Consider the following 23,830-nt stretch of genomic DNA (forward strand, 5'->3'; position numbering starts at 1 on the left):
AGCACCATGCACATTCAACCGAAAGCCGCGCTGGTCCTCATCGACATGCAGCAGGGCATCAACCACTCGAAGCTGGGGCGGCGCAACAACCCTGACGCCGAGCAGCGGATGCTGGAACTGCTGAGCGCCTGGCGCGACAGCGGGCGCACGGTGATTCACGTGCGGCATTTCTCCCGCTCACCGGACTCGGTGTTCTGGCCGCAGCAGTCCGGCGTCGAGTTTCAGCCGGCATTTGTCCCTTGGGACGACGAAGGCGAGCTGCACAAACAGGTGCCCGACGCCTTTTGTCATTCGGCGCTGGAGGGTTGGTTGCGTGCGGACGGAATCAATCAGGTGGTGAACGTCGGCGTGGTGACCAACAACTCCGTGGAGTCGACCGCGCGTACCGGCGGCAACCTCGGCTTCGAGGTTATCGTGCCCCACGACGCCTGCTTCACCTTCGACGGCGCGGACTTCTTCGGACAGCCACGCACTGCCGAAGACATCCACGCCATGTCGCTGGCCAATCTGCACGGTGAGTACGCGCAGGTGGTGGCGACCGAGGCTATTTTGCGGGCGATCAGTTAATCCGCATCTCGAGGCTCAACGCGCGCCTTATGCGTGCTGCACGCCCGCGCGCTTGAGCAGCTTCTTGCAGCGTTCCGACAGATGCACCACGCGCAGGTGTTTCCCCGCCTTGTGGTAGCGCCCGCGCAGGGTTTTCAGCGCCGCAACCGCGGAATAGTCCACGAAGATCAGATGACGACAATCCAGCGTGACGTGTTGCGGATCGTTGACGTGATCGAACTGATCCAGGAACGGCGTGGTGGAGGCGAAAAACAGAGTGCCGTGGAGGTGATACATCTTGCTGCCGTCCGGCGCGATATGGCTGTCGGCGTACAGCTCGCGAGCCTGTTGCCAGGCGAAGTTCAGCGCCGCGATGAGGATGCCGAACAGCACGGCGGTGGCCAGGTCGGTGAGGACGGTGACGAGGGTCACGGCGATGATCGCGAAGACGTCGTTCAACGGCACTTTGCGCAGCACGCGCAGGGAGGCCCAGGCGAAGGTCTGCTGGGCGACCACGAACATCACGCCGACCAGCGCCGCCAGCGGAATGCGCTCGATGAGGGGCGACAGGAACAGCACGAACATCAGAATCATCACCCCGGCGACGATGCCGGACAGACGACCGCGGCCGCCGGAACTCAGGTTGATCACGGTCTGGCCGATCATTGCGCAGCCGCCCATGCCGCCGCACAGACCGGAAGCCAGGTTGGCGACGCCGAGGGCGACGCATTCGCGATCGGGGTAGCCGCGGCTCTCGGTGATTTCATCGGTGAGGTTCAGGGTCAGCAAGGTTTCCAGCAGACCGACCAGCGCCATCAGGATCGCGTAGGGCGCGATGATCCGCAGGGTCTCCAGATTCCACGGCACGTCCGGCAGCGACAGGCCCGGCAGACCGCCGGCGATGTGCGCCATGTCGCCGAGGGTGCGCGTCGGCAGGTCGAACAGGTACACCAGCAGGCCGACGCCGAGGATGGCCACCAGCGCCGGCGGCACCGAGCGGGTCAGGCGCGGCAGCAGATACACCACCGCCATGGTCATCGCCACCAGGCCGATCATCAAGTACAGCGGCGTGTCACTGAGCCAGGTTTCGCCGCTTTTGAAATGCTCCAGCTGCGCCATGGCGATGACGATCGCAAGGCCGTTGACGAACCCGAGCATGACTGGATACGGCACCATCCGCACCAGTTTGCCCAGGCGCAGCAGTCCGAACGCGATCATCACCAACCCGCCCAGCAACACCGTCGCCAGCAGGTACTGCACGCCGTGCTGCACCACCAGCGCCACGATGACCACGGCCATCGAACCCGCCGCACCCGAGACCATGCCGGGACGCCCGCCGAACAGCGCGGTCAGCGTGCAGATGATGAATGCGCCGTACAAGCCCATCAGCGGGTTGAGGTGCGCGACCAGCGCGAAGGCGATGCACTCGGGCACCAGGGCGAAAGAGGTGGTGAGTCCGGCGAGGACATCGGCGCGAAGACGGGCGGGTTTCATGGCGTTCCTGGAGGGCGGCGTGCAAAAAGGAGGGGATGTTACGGAATGTGAACGCAGACGGCCAGTTGGGGAAATGCCGCACCCTGCCGGGTTTCACTCATTCTTCATGTGTCCTGTCACTGCCGATTGTGTAACGATGTTTGACTCAAACAGCTCGCCGATTCCTGTCATCAAGGCTCGGCACGTTATGAAGGACAGAACACGGATGCTCGCTGCGCTCAGACACTACCCGGCTTCAGTCAATCTCCTGCTTTCGTCGTCGCTTTTTCTGACGCTGGGCAGGGCTATCACCCTGCCGTACCTGGTGATTTACCTTTCTTCGAATTTCGTCTTGAGCATGAGCGACATCGGCATGGTCGTCGGCGGTGCGCTGATTGTCGGCTCGTTGCTGAGCCTGTATGGCGGCTACCTTACCGACAAACTGTCCAGCTATCGGCTGATTCTGTGCTTCACCGGGTTCTTCGTCACCGGCTTCATCGGCATGTGCGTGACCAGCAAGCTGTGGCTGTTCTTCCTGTTTCTGGTGTCGTTCAATTTCGCGTATTCGGTCATCGATATCGTGGTCAAGGCGGCGTTCGGCAAGCTGTTGCCGGTGGCCGATCAGAGCAAAGTGTTCTCGGTGCGCTACACGCTGATCAACATCGGCTATGCGGTCGGGCCGTTCATTGGCGCAGGGCTGGCGCACTGGAACATGAAGCTGCCGTTTGTGATGTCGGCGGCGTTGGGCCTGGGCTTCTTGCTGGTCTACGCGATGTACGGGGACCGCAAGCTGAGTTCGGCGGACCCGGCCAATGCGCTAATTTCCTTCATCGCCGTGGGACGCATCCTGCTCAAGGACTACCGGCTGGTGTGCTTCACCGTCGGCGGCGTGCTCAGCGCCGTGGTGTTCGGGCAATTCACCGCTTACTTGTCGCAATACCTGGTCACCACGACCACGCCGGAATTCACTTATCGGGTCGTCAGTTCGGTGGTGGCGGTGAACGCGGCGGTGGTGATCTGCTTGCAGTACCTGGTCGGCAAACGCATCAGTCATCAGTACTTGAATCAGTGGCTGACCGCAGGTTTCAGCCTGTTCCTGATGGGCGTGGTCGGGTTTGCCCTGTCGACCACGGTGCTGCACTGGTCGCTGGCTGTGGCGGTGTTCACCCTCGGCGAGATCATCGTGTTTCCCGCCGAGTACATGTTCATCGACCGCATCGCACCCACCCATTTGCGCGGCATGTATTACGGCGCGCAGAACCTCTCCAACCTCGGCGGCGCTCTGGGGCCGGTGTTGTGTGGCTTCGCACTGTCGACCCAGTCGGCGCATTTCATGTTTTACATGCTGGCGGCCTTCATCATTGCTGGCGGCTGTTTCTACCTACTGGGCGCCTCGTATTCCAGACGCCACGACCAAAACTCCACTGCGCAGTGAAGCGTTTCGATGACCGTTCTTTCTCCACTTGAGGCCTGGCAGCAGGCCGTTGATACCCAGGGTTTTCAGCCGGACGATGCCCAGCGCAATGCCGCGCTGCACCTGCAGGCGTGCTGGCAGGCGCTGAACGACGGCAAGCGCGGCGGCGCGGTCAAGGGCGTTTATCTGTGGGGCCCGGTGGGGCGCGGCAAGACCTGGCTCATGGACCGTTTTTACGACAGCCTGCAGGTCCCGGCCCGGCGCCAGCATTTTCATCACTTCATGCGATGGGTGCATCAGCGCCTGTTCCAGCTCACCGGCGTGGCCAAACCCCTGCAGGTGCTGGCCCGGGAGCTGGCCCAGGACGTGCGCGTGCTGTGCTTCGACGAGTTGTTCGTCAACGACATCGGCGACGCGGTGATTCTCGGCGGCCTGTTGCGCGCGATGTTCGACGAGGGCGTGGTGCTGGTGTGCACGTCCAATCAATTGCCCGAACAGCTGTACGCCGCGGGTCATAACCGCGAGCGTTTCGTGCCCGCGATCACGGCGATCAACCACTTCATGGAGGTGGTCTCGGTCGACGGTGGCGAGGACCACCGGCTGCATCCCGGTCAGGCGCAGCAGCGTTACTGGGTGAAGGCGGAGAAGGGGCCGAGCGCGCTGGTCGAGGTGTTCGAGACGTTGAGCAGCGGGGAGTCGGTGTCGACTCAGCCAGTGCCACTGGGGAGGCGACATGTGCCGGTGGTGCGCAGCAGTCGAACGGTGATCTGGTGCCGCTATGCCAACCTGTGCGAGCAGCCGCTGGCGGCGATGGATTTCATCGAGCTGTGCGATCGCTACAAAGCGGTCTTGTTGAGTGAGGTGCCGGCGCTGAGCGCACCCCAGCGCGAGGGGCGCATCGCCCGTGGCACCGAGGATGGCGTTGAACAGGTCACGGCGGGGGACCGCGAGCTGCCGCAGCTGTCGCCTTACGACGACGGCGTGCGGCGCTTCATCGCCCTGGTCGACGAGTGCTACGACCGCAAGGTGCCGCTGTACATCGAAGCCGCGATGCCGATGGCCGGGCTGTACACCGAAGGCTATCTGGCGTTCGCGTTCCGACGCACGCTGAGCCGCTTGCAGGAGATGCAGCTCGCGCGCTTCGGTCAGTAACGCTGAAACCCGCAAACTTCAATTCACACGCTGTTGCGTCGTCGCTGGGCCAACACATGCTTGGCGCCTTCTCCCACCAGGACCATGACCGCCAGCCAGATGGGCAGGTAGGTCATCCATTCATCGCGGCCGATGGATTCGCCCAGCAGCAGGGCGACACCGACCAGCAGCACCGGCTCGACGTAGCTCAGCAAGCCGAACACGCTGAACGCCAGCAGGCGGCTGGCGCGAATGTAGCTGACCAGCGCCGACGCACTGATCGCCCCCAACACCGGAATCAGCACATAAAAGCGTGGGAATTGTTCCACCACTGACGGGTTGCCCTGGCAGATGAACAGCACCGCGACGGGCAGGATCAGCAGCATGTCCCACCACAGACCGCCGAGGTTGTCGGTCTTGAGCTTGCGCCGCAGCACGAAGTACAGCGGATAACCCAGGCAGACAAGCAGGGTTTCCCAGGAAAAACTGCCGAGACGCAGCAGCTCATTGCCGACCCCGACCAGCGCGCAGCACGCGGCGATTTTTTGCAGGTGCGACAGGTGTTCGCCGTAGACCACACGCCCGGTGAGGATCATGGTCAGCGGCAACAGAAAATACCCCAGCGACACTTCCAGGCTGCGGCCGTGCAGCGGCGCCCACATGAACAGCCACAGCTGCGCGCCCATCAACGTTGCCGACAGCGCCATCCCGGCCAACAGGGCAGGCGTCTGGCGCACCCGGACGGCGAGGGTGCGGGCGAGTTTCCAGTCTCCGCTGGAGAGCATGAACAGCGTCACGCAGGGCAGGGTCAGCAGCATGCGCCAACCGAAGATTTCTTCACCGCTCAATGGCGTGAGCAATGAGGTGTAGTAGTACATGACCGCGAACAGGCAGGAGGCCATGACCGATAACGCAACGCCCTTGTACACAGGGGCTCCTTGGTTTCGATTCATCAGGTGTGGGGTGCAGGAATGCTTCCATCGGCGGGCTCTGACGGCACGCTTCGAGGAACAGGGCATAACAACGGCGCAGAGTTTATCCGAGGTCGTGCGGGCGGTCCGCAGCAATCTGGTAAACCGCAGGTGGGCTGGCAGTAAACGATGCACGTTTGGCAGGGAACGAGACCGCGTGCCGATTGAGCCGTTGGGTCCAGTCGCCCAGACTTCTCTTCAACGCGCCACACCGGCGCGGCCGCTGGAGAGATTTCCCATGACTCAATCAATCGCCGGTATCAAGATCCCCGACAGCGCGCTGGCCCGCGCCACCACCGAGTACATCCGCGATCAGGAAGACGACCTGCTGTTCAATCACTCGCGCCGGGTATTTTTGTGGGGCGCGCTGACGGGCGAGCGCAAGGGGCTGACTTACGACGCCGAGCAGCTTTACGTCGGGGCGATGTTTCATGACTTGGGTCTGGTGGAGCAGCACCGCAGTGCCGACCTGCGTTTCGAGGTGGATTCGGCCAATGCGGCGCGGGCGTTCATGCAGCCGTTTGGGTTGTCCGAGGGCGATATCGAGCAGGTCTGGTTGTCCATCGCGCTGCACACTACGCCGGGCGTGCCTGAGCATTTGCGGCCGAACGTGGCGCTGGTCACGGCGGGCGTCGAGATGGACGTGCTGGGCATCAATTACGGGCAGTTCAGTGATGAGCAGCGTGAGGTCGTGACCCATGCTCACCCACGCGGTGAAGACTTCAAGGAATGCATTCTGTGCGCGTTTGCCAATGGTTTTCGGCATAAGCCTGACACGACGTTTGGTACGGTGAATGCGGATGTGTTGGTGGATGAAGACCCGACGTTCAAGCCGCTGAATTTCGTGCAGATCATTCGGAAGTCGCCTTGGAAGGCGTGATCCTTCATCAAGATCAAGGGCGTCGGCCTAACGGCCTCGGGTTTCGCCTTCGGCGAGTTACTTGGAAAAAGCACCCCAAGTAACCAAGGGTGCTTGCTCCTGGTTGGGCTCCTCCTTCGTCGGAGTACCTTCACTCCGGTCTCGCTCCGTGGGCCCGCCGCCATCCGCCATCCATGGCGGGGGGCGGCTCTCGCGGCATCCATGCCGCTCGGCCCACTGCGCGAGACCTGCGTTCAGCCTGCACCCAAGTCGCGATTGGTGTCGTCTGGGCTTTTTGTGTTTGAAGATCAGGATCAAAAGCGGATCAAGAGCAGATCAAAGGCTTCCCGGCTGAAGCCGGTCCTACGGGGGCGCCGCAGGTTCTACTGACTGCACCCGGTTTTCAGGTAGGACCGGCTTTAGCCGGGAAGGCGTCGAGCGTCACGCCGCAGAATGGATGTCGACCACACAGGCCTCTTCCCGGCTGAAGCCGGTCCCACTGAAACATGTTGATCGTTCCCACGCTCCACGTGGGAATGCATCCTTTGACGCTCCGCGTCCGTGTCTTTTTGAAGATCGATTGAGGCGTTCCTGAGGCCACTCCCTTCAACATACCTTCTTCGGCATTGTTTCAAGCTTTGTTAGGCTGGTCCCGAAGCGGGCCATGACGGGCCGCTGTTTTCAGGGAGCGGCAATGACTTCCATCAGCACCGCAGCGCCCGTGGTACCGGGGCGGCTGGAGCAGTTTTCGACGCGGATCGCTTTTTTTGTCACCGGGTTCAGCATGTCGGCCTGGGCGCCGCTGGTGCCTTATGCGAAAAGCCGTCTGGGTCTGGACGACGCCGGCCTCGGGTTGTTGCTGTTGTGTCTGGGCATTGGCTCGATCGTTTCCATGCCGCTGGCCGGAGCAATGACGGTGCGTTATGGCTGTCGGCGTTTGATCGTGATGACGGGCGTCATCGCCTGTGTGTGCCTGCCTTTATTGGCCACCCTCAGCTCGGTTCCGCTGATGGTCGCCACGCTTTTTGTCTATGGCGCGAGCATGGGCGCGCTGGGGTGCGTGACCAACATTCAGGCGATCATCGTCGAGCGGGCGAGCGGCAAGACCATGATGTCCGGGTTTCACGGGCTGTTCAGTTGCGGCGGGATTCTGGGCGCGGCGGGGGTGTCGGCGTTGTTGAGCGTCGGCGTCTGGCCGTGGTTGGCGATGGCCGTCGTTGCGCTGTTCATCGCCCTCGCGCTGTACAAAGCCGCGCCCCACTTGTTGCCGTACGGCAGCGAACCGGGAGGCCCGGCATTTGCGATTCCCCGAGGCGTGGTGCTGTTCATCGGTTTGATGTGCTTCACGGTGTTCCTCACCGAAGGCGCGATGCTCGACTGGAGTGCGGTGTTCCTCAGCGCTCAGCGCGGTGTCGAGCCGTCTTACGCAGGGTTCGGTTATGCGGTGTTCGCGCTGTTCATGGCAATCGGGCGTCTGTGCGGCGATCCGATTGTCCGGCGCCTCGGTGTGCACAAAATCATCCTGTTTGGCGGGCTGTGCGCGGCCGCCGGGATGATCGTCGCGACGCTGATCCCGGTCTGGCAAGCGGCGCTGTGCGGGTACGCGCTGGTGGGAATCGGTTGTTCCAACATCGTGCCGGTGTTTTACAGCGCGGTCGGTCGGCAGAAAACCATGCCGGAGAACGTGGCAGTGCCAGCGATTACCACACTGGGCTACATCGGCATTCTGATGGGACCGGCCGGCATCGGTTTTGTCGCCCACCTCAGCAGCCTCGGCGCGGCGTTCATGATCATCGCCGTGATGCTGCTGGGTGTGGCGGTCAGCGGGCGGTTCTTGCGGGTGTGAGGCCAATAATGGGAATCAGCTCGGCATCATCGCAAAGCCCACACCAAAACGGTTCCAGGCGTTGATGGTGGCGACGGCCAGGGTGATGTTGACCACTTCGGCTTCGCTGTAATGCGTGAGCAGCGCTTCGTACTGATGCTGCGGCGCGCGGTGCACGGGCAGCAGGGTCAGGCTTTCAACCCAGGCGAGTACGACTTTTTCCTTCTCGGTGAAGAATTCGGTTTCTTCCCACACGCTGAGGGTCTGCAGACGGGCCTCGGTTTCGCCGGCCTTGCGTGCGTCATTGGCGTGCATGTTGACGCAATACGCACAGCCGTTGAGCTGCGAGGCCCGCAGACGGATCAGCTCCAGCAGTGAATGATCCAGGCCGGATTTGCTCAGTGCGGTCTCCAGGCCGACCATGGCTTTGTAGGCTTCCGGCGATTTCTGGGCCCAGTTGATTCGGTTGTTCATGGTGGGTGCTCTCTTCAAAGTGGCCGGCGGAAGCCGCTGGACGTGGCGAAATGGTACGCCCGCGCTGCGACCCGTCGAATAGCCAATGAAGGAGGTTTAGGGGAGACCAATTGCGCCGCTATCGATCAGCGGTGCATGGCTGGGGACGGGCGAGCAGACGCTCGCGAATCCGGTCATAAGCCAGGTTGAACAGCATCGTGTACGGCAGAAACAGCAGCAACAGGCCGATGTCCAGCACAAAGGCTTCCAGCAGGCTGATCGACAGCCACCACGCCACCATCGGCACCACCATGAACACCAGCCCTACTTCAAAGCTGATGGCATGCAGCGCCCGCGCCTTGAGATTCAGGGCGAAACCCAACCGGGCGCGCAGACGGTCGAACCCGGCGTTGAAGACCATGTTCCAGAGCATGGCGACCGTGGAAATCATTACAGTCATCGCGCCCATCTTGCCGATGGACTGGCCGAGCACCCAGGCCAGCCCGGGCGCAAACATCAGCACGCCGATGAGCTCGAACAATAGCGCATGGAAGGCGCGCTCCCTGAGGGACTTGGTCGCAACGACCGGCTTCGCGGTCTTGTGGGGCGTGAGAATGTGCAGAGGCATGTCGGTGATCACTTTGTCGCGGGCAGGTGTGCATTGTCGGGGCGCGATGGGCTAGAGTGAAAATCGGTCCCATCGGAAAAACCGATGGCGACGCCACATGCTCCTCTGAGGTGTCCACCTGTGAGCTATTCCCCCGAAGCACTCGAAGCGTTTGCCCAGACCATCGCGCTGGGTTCGTTCAGCGCCGCCGCACGGCGCCTGGGCAAAAGCCAGTCGACCATCAGCGAGGCGATTTCGCGGCTGGAGATCGACCTGGGCCTGGAACTGTTCGACCGCTCGACCCGCCATCCGGCGTTGACCGAAGCGGGCAGGGCGCTGGAAGGGCGCATCGAGGACGTGCTCGCCGCCTCCGACACGTTGCGCCGCGCGGCGGGACGTTTGGCGGAGGGCATGGAGCCGCGCCTGACGCTGGTGCTGTCCGACGCCAACCAGTTCGCTGAATTTCAGGCGCGCATGACCGAGCTCGATCAGCGCTTTCCGGAGCTGGAACTGGAGTGCGTGTTTGCCGAACACGGCGACGCGATCAACCTGATCCAGACGGGCCGGGCGTCCCTGGGTCTGCTGTCGGCCCAGGCCTCGTACCCGCCGGAAGTGGGCTACGCGACCATCGTCGAGCGCGCCGACTTTGGCATTTTCGTTTCCCACAACCACCCGCTCGCCGCGGAAGAGGCCGTCGATTACCGCCATCTGGCGCAGCATCGGGCGTTGCGCCTGAACACCATCGTCGACGAGAGCGTGCCCACCGACGACCTGCCCAGCGGCGCGCGACGTAGCTGGTCAGCGCCCAATTACCTGCTGTTGATGGACATGGCGATCTTCGGATTCGGCTGGTCCGCGCTGCCTCGCTGGCTGGTCAGCACCTGCGGTCAGGGCCGGTTGAAGGAACTCAAGGTGCCGGGCTGGCCGCGCAGCTCGGCAGTCGACGTGATCTGGTCCCGGCAAAAAAGCCTGGGCCCGGCGGGGACGTGGTTGCTGGATACGTTGCTGGAGGGGCGGGGTGGCTATTAAGCCTGGCGGTCTAAATGCACTGTTTTTGCCCGTCGGCCTGGCAGAGCGCGCGCTGATGGGCCCCTGCAGTCCCTTGTAGGAGCGCGCTTGCCCGCGATGTGTCAGATCAGACGGCACAGATGTGACAGGCCAATCCCTTTCGCGGGCAAGCGCGCTCCCACAGGATTTGTGTTTGCCATCAGTGCGAGGAAACTGGCGAATCTGATCCGCCCTCCAAGACAAGCCCCTCCGGCATCTCCTGAGCGAACACGTTCACCACCTCGCGGGTCAGGCCGACGATGTCTTCCACCAACTCCATTCCCGCGCCGGTGCGCCAACTGGCGACGATGTCCATCAGCGGCGGCAGCGGGACGTTCTCGATCAGTGTCAACGCGCCCTGGGCCAGTTCGCCATGCACCAGCGTCACCGGCAGCGCGCCGATGCCAAAGCCGTCGCGCACCAGCCGGGTAATGGCTGACGCCGAGTTCACGCAGTTGATCCGTGGCGTGACGATGTTGGCGGTGTGCAGCATGTTGAGGATGTCCTGGTGCGGCCGCGAGTTGCGCGAAAACGTGACGATGCGCGCCTCGGCGATCTCTTCCAGGGTCACGTCCGGGCGGTCGAACGCCGAGCCCGTCGGCACCACCCAGCGCAGGGGGTAGCGCGCCAGTACCGCGTTGCGCACGCTGTCGAAACGCAGCACGTCGGTCTGGAAAATGATGTCCTGATAACCCTTTTCCAGCTGCGAGCAGAGGTTGCTGGCGGTCTCGGCGGTGAGCTCGATTTCCAGATTCGGGTAACACTTCATCAGGCGTGTTACCAAGGGGCTGAGCCAGGTGTGTATCACCGTATCCATGGCGCCGATGCGGATTCGGCCGCGCACCTGGCTGGGGTCCTTGATCGCCGCTTTCATGCTTTGCATCGTGTCCATGATGTGCTCGGCGTATTCGAGCACGCGCACACCCTCTTGCGTCAGCGACACGCCCCTGGAATCCCGGACGAACAGCCGCACGCCCATTTCGTCCTCCAGCGCGGCGATGCGGCTGGAGATAGAGGCCTGGGTGCTGAACAGTTTTTCCGCCGTCAGACGAAAGCTTTTCAGCCGCGCGACCCAGACGAAGGTTTCCAGAAACTTGAGATTCACCGAGGGATTTCCTTGAGCAATTGGGCGCCGGCTTACATCCAGCATGACCTGCGACCGACACACCGTGGCCAGCACGACCTGTGCAAACTGAGCACTGGAACAGCAGGTTGCATGCCACCCCGGCAACAGAAAATCTTATGGGCCATAGCGGGTTTTTCCCGTTGGACGCCCCGGCGTGACTGCGGTGCCATGGGGCAGCGGCGCTGTGACTTCGTTGAGCCTGGGCTGAGCCCTGAGCATAAGTGCTGCCATCCGCTCGTTTCTCGAACATGTTCCTCATTCGTGCCCAGCAAGGTACCGCAACTGCCAACGAGAACCCCATCATGCAAACCGCTATCAACCTCTGGCCGCTGCTTGGCGTGCTGGTCATCGTTCTGGGCTTCGTCCTGCGTTTCAACCCGATGCTGGTCGTGGCGCTCGCCGCCCTGGCCACCGGCCTTGCCGCGAGCATGCCGCTGGAAACCATTCTGGCGACCATCGGCACGGGCTTCATCAAAACGCGCACGCTGCCGTTGATCATCCTCTTGCCCCTGGCGGTGATCGGTTTACTCGAACGCCACGGCTTGCGTTTGCACGCGCAGAACTGGATCGCCCGGTTCACCGGTGCCACGGCCGGACGCCTGTTGATCGCGTATCTCTTCGTGCGTGAAACCACTGCAGCTCTTGGGCTGACCAGCCTCGGCGGCCATCCGCAGATGGTGCGGCCGTTGCTCGCGCCCATGGCCGAAGGCGCCGCTGAATCGCGTTTCGGCAAGCTGCCCGAGGCGTTGCGCATCAAGCTGCTGGCGTTGTGCGCGGCGACCGACAACGTCGGGCTGTTTTTCGGTGAAGACATCTTCGTCGCGTTCGGTGCGATTGCGCTGATGCACACCTTCCTGCTCGGCTCCGGCATTGATGTCGACCCGATGCACATCGCCTTCTGGGGGATACCGACAGCGATCTGCGCGTTCGTCATCCACGCCATCCGTCTGCACCGTTTCGATCAGCGCCTGAACCGTGAGCTAACGGTTCTGCCGGCGGCCTCCGCTGTCGACAAGGAGCTGGCGCGATGATCATTTCCATTCAATACCTTTACTGGCTGGCGGGCGTGATCCTGGCGATCACAGCGTTCATGACCGCGACGGATCGCAGCAATCCCAAGCGCTGGACCACGGGGCTGTTCTGGGGCCTGTTCGCCATCGCGTTTCTGGTCGGCGAGAAGCTGCCACCGGTGTGGGTGGGCGTCGGGGTGATCGTCATGGCGGTGATCGCCGGGTTCGGTGGCGTGGGTTTTGGCCAGCATGAAAACCTCAATGACCGGGCGCGGCGGGAGAGTGCAGGGCGCTTGAAGAACAAACTGTTTATTCCGGCGCTGGCGATTCCACTGGTCACCGTGATTGGCGCGGTGCTGCTGAAGAACATCAAATTTGACGACGTCTTTTTGCTGGACCCGGCCAACAGCACGTTCGTGTCGCTGGGCATTGGCAGTCTGGTGGCGCTGGCCCTGGCCTGCTGGCTGACCCGCGACACGCCCGTGCAGGCCATGCGTGAATCGCGGCGCTTGACCGAAGCGCTGGGTTGGGCCCTGGTGCTGCCGCAGATGCTGGCGATGCTCGGCCTGGTGTTCAACGACGCGGGCGTCGGCAAGGCGGTGGCGCACCTGGCGACGGCGTACATCAATCTGGATTTCCGCCTCGTCGCGGTGATGGTTTACGTGCTCGGCATGGCGCTGTTCACCATCGTCATGGGCAACGGTTTCGCGGCGTTTCCGGTGATGACCGGCGGGATCGGCGTGCCGGTGCTGGTGGGCATGTACGGCGCCAACCCGGCGGTCATGGCCGCGATCGGCATGTTCTCGGGCTACTGCGGCACGCTGATGACGCCCATGGCGGCCAACTACAACCTGATTCCCGCAGCGTTGCTGGAATTGCCCGACAAGTACGCCGTGATCAAAGCGCAAATCCCCACCGCGCTGGCGATGCTGGTGGCGAATATTCTCCTCCTGTATTTCCTGATGTAGTTGCGGCGCCTGATGTAGCTGCAGCGCCTGGACTGACGCGTTCGCGGGCAAGCGCGCTCCTACGGCCTTCGGCCAGAATCAAAAGCCGCCCCCTCGCTTCATCACGGCCAATTCACGACCCTCGGCCAGAATGAAAATTTCGGCATCGCGGTCCTCTGTAGGAGCGCGCTTGCCCGCGATCTGGCGCGAAGCGGCAGCAAAATACGCGCCCTGTTCACAGCGCATTCTCTGTTCGTACGCCCCACCCACCCCCTTCGCCCCGCAATAAATCTCTCCATCGCAAACGTTTGCGCGAATCCGTGGTCTGTACGACCAGTGGCTGCAAACCCTCTGCCTCAGTGCTTACAACTCCCTTTCGGGCAACGCTCCAGGACGCAAGCATCAAGCCGCGCGTCCAGCCCCGAAGAAATAGGTTGAATACTCACACAAAATGTTATTTAAATAACAAAAATAAAACCGCGACAGCGGCTCATTCTTCGGGCCCAGCGCGTGAACAAGGTACTCACACACATGAACAAGATCGCAGTCATCGGCAGCAACATGGTGGATTTGATCACCTACATCGACCGGATGCCGGCGCAGGGCGAGACCCTCGAAGCGCCAAATTTCGCCATGGGCTGCGGCGGCAAGGGTGCCAATCAGGCCGTTGCGGCGGCCAAGCTGGGCGCTGACGTGTTGATGCTGAGCAAGGTCGGCGACGACATGTTCGCCGACAACACCCTGGCCAATTTCAAGCGTTATGGCATCGATACCCAGTTCGTCCAGCGTGTTCCCGGTGTTTCCAGCGGCGTGGCGCCGATCTTCGTGCAAAGCGACTCGCACAACAGCATCCTGATCGTCAAAGGCGCCAATGCGCACCTCAAACCTGCGGACATCGACGCTGCCCAGGCCGCGTTGCGCGACTGCACGCTGATCGTGCTGCAGCTGGAAATCGAACTTGAAACGGTTTATCACGCCATCGATTTCGCCAAGGCCAATGGCATTCCGGTGCTGCTCAATCCTGCGCCCGCCGTGCAGGGCTTGAGCCGCGAGCACCTGTCGCAGCTGGACTTTTTCATTCCCAACGAAACCGAACTGGCGCTGGTCACCGGGCGTGTTATCAACTCGGTGGAGTCGGCCCGCGCGGCCGCCCTGCAACTGGTGCAGGACGGGATTCGTCACGTCATCGTCACCCTGGGCGAAAAGGGCGCGCTGTACGTCGGCGAAGAAGGCGAATTTCGCGTCGAAGGGATCAAGGTCGATGCCCGCGACACCACCGGCGCCGGCGACGCATTCATTGGTTGCTTCGCCCGCCACTGGAGCGAAGACGGCGACATGCGCAACGCCATGACCCGCGCAGTGGCCTATTCCGCCTGCTCGGTCACCGGCCTCGGCACCCAGAGTTCCTACCCGGACGCTGCCGCGTTCAGCCACTTTCTCGACACCCTTTGAGCCGCCGCGCCCTGCCGATCCCTTGATCGGCGGGGCGGGGTATTTCCTGTACTTCCCGGAGAACAACAATGACAAAGCCCGCGCTCCAACAATCACCGGACGGGTTCTACCTGAACCGCACGCCGTGGTTCGCCTTCCTGCTGCTGTGCTGCTGCTTCGCGCTGTGGGCAGCTGCCGCGAGCATGAACGACGTGCTGATCGCGCACTTCAAGAAAGCCTTCCTGCTCAGCGATTTCCAGACTGCCTTCGTGCAGTCGGCGTTTTACCTCGGTTACTTCTTCGTGGCGATTCCGGCGGCGATGGTCGTCAGACGTTTCAGCTACAAGACCACCATCCTCATTGGCCTGGTGCTGTACATGGCGGGCTGCTCGCTGTTCTTCCCCGCCGCGTCGATGGCCAAATACGGCATGTTCCTGATGGCGCTGTTCGTCATTGCGGCCGGCTTGGCCTTCCTGGAAACCGCCTGCAACACCTACTCGACGCTGATGGGACCGCGTGAAACCGGCACCCGCCGCCTGAACATTTCCCAGACCTTCCACCCGTTCGGCGCCATGGCCGGCGTGTACGTGGGCAGCTTCGTGATGTTCAAGGACACCGACGCCACCCGCGAACAGTTGACGCAGATGAGCGCGTCGGACGCGGCGATCCAGCAATTGCAGATGATCCAGTCCACGCTGCTGCCGTACAAATGGATGATCGCGGTGCTGGTCCTGATGTTTGTGTTGATCGCGTTCACCAAGTTTCCGGCATGCAAGGGCAAGGTCACGGCCAACGTCAAATCGAGCAGTATCGGCCAGAGCCTGTCGCGGCTGTGGCGCAACCCGCGCTTCACCTTCGGCGTGCTGGCGCAGTTTCTGTACGTTGGCGCCCAAGTCGGCGTGTGGAGTTTCACCATCCGCCTGGCGATGCAGATGGGCGGGATGAACGAGCGCAGCGCCTCGTGGTTCCTGCTGACCACCTTCGCCGCGTACTTCGTCGGCAAGATGGTCGCCAACCTGCTGATGCGCAAAATGTCCCCGGCCAAGGTGCTGGCGATTTACGGCGTGCTGACCATCGTGCTGCTGGCCTACACGATTCTGGTGCCGAACATCAGCGCGGTGTATGCGGCGGTGGGTGTGAGTATTTTCCTCGGCCCATGCTGGCCGACCATTTATGGCCTGACCATCGACGGTCTGGGTGAAGACACCGGCGTCGGCGGTTCGCTGCTGGTCATGAGTATTGTGGGCGGCGGCGTGATGCCGATCTTCCAGGGCCTGCTTTCCGACGCCACCAACGGCAACATGCAGATTGCCTACACCGTGCCGCTGCTGTGCTTCGTGGTGATCGTCGCCTACGCCATCAAATGCATGCGTGATCCGCTGCCAGCCCAGGCCCCGGTGGGTGCGGTGACGGCATCATGATGGCGACCGAAAAGCGCACGACGATCTCGTTGCACCCGGAGCTGTTCAGTGGCGATGAAAAGACCTTGCTGTCATCCGCGGACTTTCGGGTGCTGGCCTGGACCTATCCCAGCGGCGTGAAAGCCCTGGCGCTGGAGAACGATCGCGGCCGGGTCGTGGTGCTGCCTTATCAGGGGCAGATGGTCTGGTCGGCGGCGTTCGATGGCTGCGACCTGACCATGCGCAACATGTTCGAACAACCGCGCCCGAGCTCGACAGTGATCGGCACCTACGGCTGCTTCATGTTCCACAGCGGCCTTCTGCGCAACGGCTGCCCGACGCCGGAAGATGACCATCCGCTGCACGGCGAAATGCCCTGCGCGCCGATGGACAGCGCCTGGCTGGAAATCGGCGAGGACGCTGGCGGCGCGTTTCTGCGCATCGGCGGCGAGTACGAATACGTGATGGGCTTTGGCGACCACTATCGCGCCAGGCCCAGCGTGACCTTGCGCCCGGGTTCGGCGCTGTTCGACATCGGCATGGACGTGCGCAACCTGGCCGGCAAGCCGATGGAGCTGATGTACATGGCGCACATGAATTACGCCTACGTCGACGGCGGACGTTTCGCGGAGCCAATGGGCATGGCGCATACGCGGGTTCGCAGCAGTGTGCCCGCCCACGTCAAGCCGACGCCGGCGTGGTCGGCGTACATGGCCGAACTGACGGAAGATCCTTCGCGGCTGGAGAGCCTGAACACGCCTGAGTTGTACGATCCGGAGATCGTCTGCTTCTTCGACGGCGTGCACGCGGATGCAGAGGGCAACGCGCATTTTCTGCTCAAGCACCCTGAAGGCCCGGCGTTCTACACGCGTTATCAGCCGGCGCAGTTCGATCATGCGGCGCGCTGGATCCTGCACAACGCTGATCAGCAGGTCGCCGCGTTTGTGCTGCCCGCAACGTGTGAGCCCGAGGGTTATCTGGCGGAAAAGGCCAAAGGGAATGTGCGCCAGTTGGGCGCGGGGGAGAGCGCATCGTTCAGCGTGACGACGGGGTATCTGGGGGCTGAAGAAGTACGGCAGCTGGAAGGGGATTTGAAACGCTGAAGGCCTTTTTGACGCCCAAACGTCAAATGGGAGCGCGGTCACTGTAGGAGCTGCTGGAGGTTACGACAGTGGCGAACGCGGTGGGTCGGTTGCGCACCCGCTTGCAGGCAGATCGCGTTCGCCAGCAAGGTGGATCGCCACCCCGGCGGCTCCTACGGATCAGGCGTGTGTAGAAGTCGGGGCAGCGCAACTGAGTGGGAGGCTGATCACACCACCCAACGCGCCCCGTACCCCTCAATCAGGTCGCGATAGGCCTTCGGCAGTTTCTTGTCGCTGACCACCACATGAAAGTCCTGCAACGTGGCGAAATGCGCCGTGCGCACTGCATCGAACTTGGAGTGGTCGGCCAGCAACATGCAGTGCCGGGCTTGCCGCAGGACCTTTTGCTTGACCTCCACTTCGTTGAAGTTGAAGCACGTCACGCCCAGCTCGTCGCTGACCCCGGCCGCTGACACGAACGCCCAAGTCAGGCGGATGCCATCCAGAATGGTCGCTTCGCTGTGGTGTTCGAACACCTGATTCTTGCGATGAAAGGTGCCGCCGCACAGCACGATGGAGCAGTTGGGCTTCTGCTGCAGCTTGAGCAACACGTTAAGCGAGTTGCACACGGCGGTGAATTCCAGCTCGTCCGGGATGAAGTCGATGACGAAAGGGATCGTCGTGCCGCAGTCGAAAAACACCGTGTCGCCGGGTTGAATGAACGCGGCGGCGAGCTTGCCGACCCGGCGCTTTTCTTCGACGTGGCGGGTGCCTTGTTCAGTGACCTTGTAATCACTGGCCTCGGACGGATCAAACGCCAGGGTGATATGCCCACCCAACAGGTGGAATTTGTCGGGGTGCCGGATCAGGTCGCGACGCAGGGTCATCTCCGAAACGTCCAGCAGGGCGGCCATTTCCTTCAGGTGAATGGCCTTCTGATCTTGCAGGGCTTGCTGGATCAACTTGATACGGTCGGATTTTTTACTGTCCACGGGCATTCCGATTGTCGAATGGATATGGTAAAAAAATAACATTCATTGTTATATTTACAACATAAAATGATGCGCTCAGGCATGAAGCTTAAAGCGTGTCGCTTGTGACCGCTTCACTATCAGGAAACGATTGGCCATGAAGATCGAACCCGCAGCACTCGCGCAGTACATCGACCACACCTTGCTGGCCGCCGACGCCAGCCGCGAGCAGATCGCAACCCTGTGCCGCGAGGCGCAGGAGCACGGATTCTATTCGGTGTGCGTGAACTCTGGCCAGGTGCCCTATGCCGCCTCGTTGCTGGAAGGCCAGGCCGTCAAGGTCTGCGCCGTGGTCGGCTTTCCGCTGGGCGCCGGGTTGAGCGACACCAAGGCCTTTGAGGCGAAGCAGGCCATCGCGGCCGGCGCGGGCGAGATCGACATGGTGCTGAACATCGGCGGGCTGAAAGACGGCCTGTTCGACGAGGTGCGCGACGACATCGCCTCGGTCAAAGACGCTTGTGGCGCGGTGCCGCTGAAAGTCATTTTCGAAACCTGCCTGCTGGACGACGCGCAGAAAACCCGCGCCGCCGAGATCTGCCGCGACCTCAACGTGGCCTTCGTCAAGACCTCCACCGGTTTCAGCCGCAGCGGCGCGACCCTGGAAGACGTCGCCCTGATGCGTAAAGTCGTGGGGCAGAGTGTTGGCGTGAAAGCCTCCGGCGGTGTGCGCGATTACGCAACGGCCGTCGCGATGATCGAAGCGGGCGCGACGCGACTGGGCACCAGTTCCGGGATCGCCATCGTCAGTGGCGCGGCGGCGTCGGGTTCGGGTTACTGATCCTGCTGCGGGGGCAGGGTTCGGTGCAGCCCACGGCGTGACACCGTCCCCGATCAGGCGGCGGCCTTTCGACATAAGGCCTTTCGACAGAAGGCCTTTCGCCGAAAAGAAAAGGACCCACCCCGCCAATGAATGGCAAACTGCCGGTGCATTCACTTCTGCACCGGACACCTTTCTCAATGCGAACATTCTCCCTGGCGCGGCTCAAGGCCCGCTGGTTTTTCTGGCTGTGCATGCTGCTGATCGTCGTCGGTCTGCCGGTCGGTTGCGCGGCGTTGCAGCACAAGGAGCGTGAACTGGTCTTCATGATCGAGCCCGGCACGGCGAGCTGGTACCACGGCCTGCCGTCCGATGTGCAAGAGCTTGAGCTGAAGGCGCCGTCGTTCGGCATCTCCCAGAACATCCATGCCTGGTGGTGGCCTTCGAACAAGAAGGACGCCCCGGCCATCCTTTATCTGCACGGCTCGCGCTGGAACCTCACGGGCCAGCTGTTTCGCATTGAACAACTGCGCGCCCTGGGGTTTTCCATCCTCGCCATCGACTACCGCGGCTTCGGCCAGAGCAAAGGCCAGTTGCCGTCGGAAGCGTCGGTCTATGAAGACGCGCGCATCGCCTGGGAGCGTTTGAAGCAAATTCAACCCGACCCGCAAAAGCGCCTGATCTACGGGCATTCGCTCGGTGGCGCAGTGGCCGTCGACCTCGCCGCCGAACTGGGCCGGGACGCGCAGAAAGGCGACGGACCGATTCAGGCGCGGGGCCTGATCATCGAATCGACTTTCACCAACCTCGCCGACGTCGCGTCCTCCGTCGCCAGCAAACGCACCTCGTTGCCGGTGCGCTGGCTGGTTTCGCAGAAATTCGACTCCATCGACAAGATCGCCGACGTGCATATGCCGGTGTTGATCGTGCATGGCACGGCGGATCAGTTTGTCGCGCCGCGTTTCAGCGAAGCGTTGTTCGACGCGGCGCAGGAGCCGAAGAACCTGCTGATGGTGCCGGGCGGCAACCACAACAACAGCATGAATCTGGGGCGCGAGGCGTACAGCCAGGCGATCCAGAACCTGCTCAGCGAGAAGCCACCGGCGGTGCATGCGTCCAACGCATCGGCGGCGTTGCTCAAGCAGCCCGGTTAGCTTTTTTTCACGACGGCGGCCGGTGTCCTCTCAAAGCACCTGCCGTCAACTGCCGCGAGCGCTGCCGATGGACACACATGCAGACGAAGACGCCCACCTGACCCACTCCGCGCGGGACTGGGTGCTGCGTGCCGCGCCACTGCCGCAGATCGAGCGAATCGAGGCGTATTTTCACGGCCACGGTTTCGAGATGCACCGCCACGACACCTACGCCATCGGCCACACGATGTCGGGGGTGCAGAGCTTTCAGTACGGCAAGGAACGGGTCAACAACCTGCCGGGGCAGACGATGGTGCTGCACCCCGACGAGGCCCATGACGGCCACGCCGGGACCGAAGACGGCTTTCGCTACCGGATGTTCTATCTGGAACCGGCGATGATTCAGCAGGTGCTCGGCGGCAAGCCGCTGCCGTTCATCAAGGGCGGGGCGTCGAATGACCCGCGCCTGTTCAGGGCGACTCAGGCGTTGCTTTCCGACCTCAATAACGCGCTGGATCCTCTCGAACTGAACGACGCGATCTACGACCTCGCCATCGCCCTGCAAGCGGCCGCTGGTGTGCGCAAGGGCCGCCAGAGTGTCAACTACGCCGGCGCGCAACGTGCGCGGGAAATGCTCATGGCCAGTCTGGAACAGGGCGTGAGTCTCACCGATCTGGAACAGGCCAGCGACACCGATCGCTGGCGCCTGTCGCGGGATTTTCGCGTGCTGTTCGGCACTACGCCTTACCGCTACCTGACCCTGCGCCGGCTGGACCTCGTCCGGCACTCGATATCCCTGGGCGTGTCCCTGAGCGATGCGTCGGTGATGGCGGGGTTCTCCGACCAGAGCCACATGACGCGGCATTTCGTGAAGACCTTCGGCTATCCGCCGGGGCGGTGGTTGAAGATGTTGGGGGCAGGCCCTTAGTGGGACCGGCTTCAGCCGGGAAAGCGTCAGACGCCACACCGCAAACTTGATGGCGTACGCAAGGGCCTCTTCCCGGCTGAAGCCGGTCCCACTATTAGTGCGCGGTGTCTCAGTAGGACCGGCTTTAGCCGGGAAGGCGTCAGGTGTCACACCGCACAATGGATGGCGTACGCAAGGGCCTCTTCCCGGCTGAAGCCGGTCCCACTATGAGTGCGCGGTGTCTCAGTGGGACCGGCTTTAGCCGGGAAGGCGTCACTCGCCACACCGCAAAACCAGCGCGCCCGGACCGTGCAATAACGTACAAGACCCCACCCACCCCCACGCTCTAGATTTGCGGCTCTTCAACCCCTTCGGAGCCGCCCTCGTGTCCACGTCCACCACTCAGCACGCCCCCATCAACTTCGCCCAGAAATACAGCCTGTTCACCGAGCAGTGGCAGCCAAAAGTCATCGCGCAGATGAACGACTACCAGTTCAAGCTGGCGCGGCTGGAGGGGGAGTTTCTGTGGCACAGCCACGCTGACACCGACGAAACCTTCATTGTGATCGAAGGCTGTTTGCGCATCGATTTTCGCGACGGTTTCGTCGAGCTCAACGCGGGCGAGCTGTATGTCGTGCCCAGGGGCGTTGAGCACAAACCGTTCGCGGCGCAGGAGGTGAAGCTGATGCTGATCGAGCCAAGCGGCGTGATTAACACAGGCAGCGACACCAACGAGCGCACGGCGCAGAACGACGTCTGGATCTGATTATGCCTTGGGCGTCGCGGGCTCGGTTTCAGCTTCGGGCGCAGGCAACAACACCGAAATCAACGCCCTGACCACCCCCGGCAGGGCGTCCAGTTCGCGGACCAGAATGCTCCGTTCGCGCACCGCCCAAGGCTCGTCGAGCTCGATGGTCACCAGCTGCATCGTCCGGCTGTGCCGCGACGCTGCCGACTCCGGGATGACCCCGATGCCCACCCCCGCTTCGACCATCCGGCAAATGGCTTCGAAGCTCGACACCTGAATCCGCAGCGACAGGTTCTGCCCCAGCCGCTCAACGTGATCGCGCAGAAAACTCAGTAACGTGCTGCCTTCGTGCAGGCCGATGTGCTGGAACGCCAGGGTCTGCTTGAACGTGACTTTTTTCTCGGTCGCCAGCTCATGGCCCACCGGCACGATCAGTACCAGCCGGTCGGTGCTGAAGTGGATGACCTGCAAACCCGCCGCTTCCACCGGCCCGGCGATGATGCCCATGTCGGTGCTGCCGTCGAGCACGCCGCGCACGATGTCCCGGGACAGGCGCTCTTGCAGATCCACCGTGACACCGGGCCGTTTCGCCAGAAAGCCCGCCAGCACTTCGGGCAGGAACTCGGTAACGGCAGTGGTGTTGGCGAAGATGCGGATGTGCCCGGCCGAATCGGTGCCGTAGCTCGTGAACTCGCTCTTCAGGTAGTCCACCTGGTTCATGATCAGCCGCGCGTGTTTGAGCAGGCGCTGGCCGGCGGGGGTCAGTTCGACGCCACGGCTGTCGCGGTACAGCAGGCGCGTGCCGAGTTGGCCTTCCAGCGCCTTGATCCGCGCGCTGGCGGCAGCGGGGGAGAGAAACGCCCGGCGTGCCCCCTGGGTCAGGCTCGGTGATTCGCCGATATGAATGAAGAGGCGCAAGTCAGCCAGGTCGAAATGCATGGGGGTGTCCGGACGATGCAGAAGGCGTTCAGCATACCCGAACGCCGCTATACGCAAATGCAAATTCACAGAATGCCGGCGCACTTCCATGATCGGGCCATAACAACAAACCCCGAGGGTTCCCGCCCATGAGCGCTGCAGAGTCATCCGTGGATTTTACGAACTGGATTGGCCGGACCGAAGAAGCCCAGGATCATCTGAGCATCAACCTGATCAAGCGCATCGCGGCTACCTTTGGCGAGCCCACGCCCGCTGTGGGCGATCCGTTGCCGCCACTGTGGCAATGGTGTTTTTTTCAGGAGCCGGTGTTCGAAGCGCAGCTTGGCGGTGACGGCCATCCGGCCCGCGGCGGCTTTCTGCCCCCGGCGGAGAATCGCAATCGCATGTGGGCCGGTGGCCGCGTCGAGTTCATTCAGCCGCTGAAAGTCGGCGCCGACGCCCATCGCCTGTCGACCCTCCTGCACATCGAAGAAAAGCACGGCCGCACCGGCTCGCTGGTGTTCGTGACGGTGCGCCATGACTACTCGCAACACGGCGAGCTGTGCGTGCGTGAAGAGCAGGACATCGTCTACCGCGAGCCGAATCCGCCGAAACTCAATAGCGGTGATGCGCCGGAGCAGGGCGACTGGAGCGAGGTCATCGAACCGACGCCGACGCTGCTGTTTCGCTATTCGGCCGTGACCTTCAACGGCCATCGCATCCACTACGACTACCCCTATGTCACTGACACCGAGGGCTACTCCGGGCTTGTCGTGCACGGGCCGATGATCGCCACGTTCAATCTGCGCGCCTTCATTCGTGCCAACCCCGATAAGCGCGTGCGGCATTTCGCCTATCGCGGCGTGCGCCCGTTGAACGTGCCTGCGGCGTTCCGCGTTGGCGGACGAGTCGTCGAGCCGGGCAAGGCGCAGCTGTGGGCCGGCAACGACGCCGGCGTCGCCCAGAGCGCCGAAGTCGTTTTTGACTGAACCCTTCTTTTATAAAGCCAGGCGC

General features: G+C 62.5%; 24 protein-coding genes. 16 read left to right on the forward strand and 8 right to left on the reverse strand.

The genetic code is table 11. The features are described from left to right. Positions 1-6: 6 nt before the first annotated feature. Positions 7-567, forward strand: a complete 561-nt coding sequence (locus L4G42_RS23535) for a cysteine hydrolase family protein (RefSeq protein WP_237261249.1) — start codon at positions 7-9, stop codon at positions 565-567. Positions 568-594: 27 nt separating this feature from the next. Here the strand turns inward: L4G42_RS23535 and L4G42_RS23540 are convergent, their stop codons facing one another. After that, positions 595-2,040, reverse strand: coding sequence for a SulP family inorganic anion transporter (locus L4G42_RS23540; RefSeq protein WP_237253845.1), 1,446 nt, complete (start codon positions 2,038-2,040; stop codon positions 595-597). 205 nt (positions 2,041-2,245) lie between these two features. Between L4G42_RS23540 and L4G42_RS23545 the strand changes: the two genes are divergently transcribed. Further along, positions 2,246-3,454, forward strand: a complete 1,209-nt coding sequence (locus L4G42_RS23545) for an MFS transporter (RefSeq protein WP_237253844.1) — start codon at positions 2,246-2,248, stop codon at positions 3,452-3,454. Between the two features lie 9 nt (positions 3,455-3,463). Then, on the forward strand, positions 3,464-4,585 hold the full coding sequence (gene zapE, locus L4G42_RS23550) for a cell division protein ZapE (protein WP_237253843.1): 1,122 nt from the start codon (positions 3,464-3,466) through the stop codon (positions 4,583-4,585). Between the two features lie 23 nt (positions 4,586-4,608). Here the strand turns inward: zapE and rarD are convergent, their stop codons facing one another. After that, positions 4,609-5,493: an EamA family transporter RarD gene (gene rarD / locus L4G42_RS23555; protein ID WP_237253842.1), complete on the reverse strand. Its 885-nt coding sequence runs from the start codon at positions 5,491-5,493 to the stop codon at positions 4,609-4,611. Positions 5,494-5,773: 280 nt separating this feature from the next. Here rarD and L4G42_RS23560 point away from each other — a divergent pair, with 280 nt between their 5' ends. Together L4G42_RS23560 and L4G42_RS23565 are read left to right on the forward strand one after the other, a co-directional pair. Then, positions 5,774-6,415 (forward strand): HD domain-containing protein, encoded by a 642-nt coding sequence (locus tag L4G42_RS23560; protein WP_237253841.1) that lies wholly within the window; start codon positions 5,774-5,776, stop codon positions 6,413-6,415. Positions 6,416-7,088: 673 nt separating this feature from the next. Beyond that, positions 7,089-8,240 carry an MFS transporter gene (locus L4G42_RS23565; RefSeq protein ID WP_237253840.1) on the forward strand — a complete coding sequence of 384 codons (1,152 nt, stop codon included), beginning with the start codon at positions 7,089-7,091 and terminating at the stop codon, positions 8,238-8,240. 15 nt (positions 8,241-8,255) lie between these two features. Here the strand turns inward: L4G42_RS23565 and L4G42_RS23570 are convergent, their stop codons facing one another. Continuing rightward, complete coding sequence (locus L4G42_RS23570) at positions 8,256-8,693, reverse strand: carboxymuconolactone decarboxylase family protein (RefSeq protein ID WP_237253839.1); 438 nt, start codon at positions 8,691-8,693, stop codon at positions 8,256-8,258. Positions 8,694-8,811: 118 nt separating this feature from the next. Then, entirely contained in the window at positions 8,812-9,300 is a 489-nt protein-coding gene (locus L4G42_RS23575; RefSeq protein WP_237253838.1) for a multidrug/biocide efflux PACE transporter, read from the reverse strand. Positions 9,301-9,420: 120 nt separating this feature from the next. Here L4G42_RS23575 and L4G42_RS23580 point away from each other — a divergent pair, with 120 nt between their 5' ends. Next, on the forward strand, positions 9,421-10,308 hold the full coding sequence (locus L4G42_RS23580) for a LysR family transcriptional regulator (protein ID WP_237253837.1): 888 nt from the start codon (positions 9,421-9,423) through the stop codon (positions 10,306-10,308). Positions 10,309-10,486: 178 nt separating this feature from the next. Here L4G42_RS23580 and L4G42_RS23585 read toward each other — a convergent pair whose 3' ends face one another. Then, positions 10,487-11,431 carry a LysR family transcriptional regulator gene (locus L4G42_RS23585; RefSeq protein ID WP_237253836.1) on the reverse strand — a complete coding sequence of 315 codons (945 nt, stop codon included), beginning with the start codon at positions 11,429-11,431 and terminating at the stop codon, positions 10,487-10,489. 323 nt (positions 11,432-11,754) lie between these two features. On the opposite strand from L4G42_RS23585, the gene L4G42_RS23590 reads away from it, so the two are divergent. Next, positions 11,755-12,483: a DUF969 domain-containing protein gene (locus tag L4G42_RS23590; protein ID WP_237253835.1), complete on the forward strand. Its 729-nt coding sequence runs from the start codon at positions 11,755-11,757 to the stop codon at positions 12,481-12,483. Beyond that, positions 12,480-13,430 (forward strand): DUF979 domain-containing protein, encoded by a 951-nt coding sequence (locus tag L4G42_RS23595; protein ID WP_237253834.1) that lies wholly within the window; start codon positions 12,480-12,482, stop codon positions 13,428-13,430. The genes L4G42_RS23590 and L4G42_RS23595 overlap by 4 nt, the downstream gene beginning before the upstream one ends. 78 nt (positions 13,431-13,508) lie before the next feature. Here L4G42_RS23595 and L4G42_RS23600 read toward each other — a convergent pair whose 3' ends face one another. After that, positions 13,509-13,655: a hypothetical protein gene (locus tag L4G42_RS23600; protein ID WP_237259973.1), complete on the reverse strand. Its 147-nt coding sequence runs from the start codon at positions 13,653-13,655 to the stop codon at positions 13,509-13,511. 285 nt (positions 13,656-13,940) lie between these two features. On the opposite strand from L4G42_RS23600, the gene rbsK reads away from it, so the two are divergent. The 3 genes from rbsK (at position 13,941) to L4G42_RS23615 (ending at position 17,343) form a co-directional block, all read left to right on the forward strand. After that, positions 13,941-14,861 carry a ribokinase gene (rbsK, locus tag L4G42_RS23605; protein WP_237253833.1) on the forward strand — a complete coding sequence of 307 codons (921 nt, stop codon included), beginning with the start codon at positions 13,941-13,943 and terminating at the stop codon, positions 14,859-14,861. 68 nt (positions 14,862-14,929) lie between these two features. Then, entirely contained in the window at positions 14,930-16,261 is a 1,332-nt protein-coding gene (gene fucP, locus L4G42_RS23610; RefSeq protein ID WP_237253832.1) for an L-fucose:H+ symporter permease, read from the forward strand. Further along, positions 16,258-17,343, forward strand: a complete 1,086-nt coding sequence (locus tag L4G42_RS23615) for an aldose 1-epimerase family protein (RefSeq protein ID WP_419789403.1) — start codon at positions 16,258-16,260, stop codon at positions 17,341-17,343. Before fucP ends, L4G42_RS23615 begins: the two co-directional genes overlap by 4 nt. Positions 17,344-17,549: 206 nt before the next feature. Here L4G42_RS23615 and deoR read toward each other — a convergent pair whose 3' ends face one another. Then, on the reverse strand, positions 17,550-18,320 hold the full coding sequence (gene deoR, locus L4G42_RS23620; protein WP_237253831.1) for a DNA-binding transcriptional repressor DeoR: 771 nt from the start codon (positions 18,318-18,320) through the stop codon (positions 17,550-17,552). Between the two features lie 130 nt (positions 18,321-18,450). Between deoR and deoC the strand changes: the two genes are divergently transcribed. From deoC to L4G42_RS23640, 4 genes are all read left to right on the forward strand, one after another. After that, on the forward strand, positions 18,451-19,131 hold the full coding sequence (gene deoC, locus L4G42_RS23625) for a deoxyribose-phosphate aldolase (protein ID WP_237253830.1): 681 nt from the start codon (positions 18,451-18,453) through the stop codon (positions 19,129-19,131). A gap of 179 nt (positions 19,132-19,310) precedes the next feature. Further along, the gene (locus L4G42_RS23630; RefSeq protein ID WP_237253829.1) at positions 19,311-20,264 is read left to right on the forward strand and encodes an alpha/beta hydrolase; all 954 of its coding nucleotides are present in this window, start codon (positions 19,311-19,313) and stop codon (positions 20,262-20,264) included. 67 nt (positions 20,265-20,331) lie between these two features. Continuing rightward, a complete protein-coding gene (locus L4G42_RS23635) occupies positions 20,332-21,171 on the forward strand; it encodes an AraC family transcriptional regulator (protein ID WP_237253828.1) in 840 nt (279 codons plus the stop codon). 364 nt (positions 21,172-21,535) lie between these two features. Next, on the forward strand, positions 21,536-21,916 hold the full coding sequence (locus tag L4G42_RS23640) for a cupin domain-containing protein (protein ID WP_237259972.1): 381 nt from the start codon (positions 21,536-21,538) through the stop codon (positions 21,914-21,916). Here L4G42_RS23640 and L4G42_RS23645 read toward each other — a convergent pair whose 3' ends face one another. Next, positions 21,917-22,837: a LysR family transcriptional regulator gene (locus tag L4G42_RS23645; RefSeq protein WP_237253826.1), complete on the reverse strand. Its 921-nt coding sequence runs from the start codon at positions 22,835-22,837 to the stop codon at positions 21,917-21,919. It lies immediately after the preceding gene. A gap of 128 nt (positions 22,838-22,965) precedes the next feature. Between L4G42_RS23645 and L4G42_RS23650 the strand changes: the two genes are divergently transcribed. Next, positions 22,966-23,805 carry an HTD2 family dehydratase gene (locus L4G42_RS23650; RefSeq protein WP_237259971.1) on the forward strand — a complete coding sequence of 280 codons (840 nt, stop codon included), beginning with the start codon at positions 22,966-22,968 and terminating at the stop codon, positions 23,803-23,805. Positions 23,806-23,830: the final 25 nt, after the last annotated feature.

The sequence above is a fragment of the Pseudomonas petrae genome, assembly GCF_021728295.1.
Lineage (GTDB): Bacteria > Pseudomonadota > Gammaproteobacteria > Pseudomonadales > Pseudomonadaceae > Aquipseudomonas > Aquipseudomonas petrae.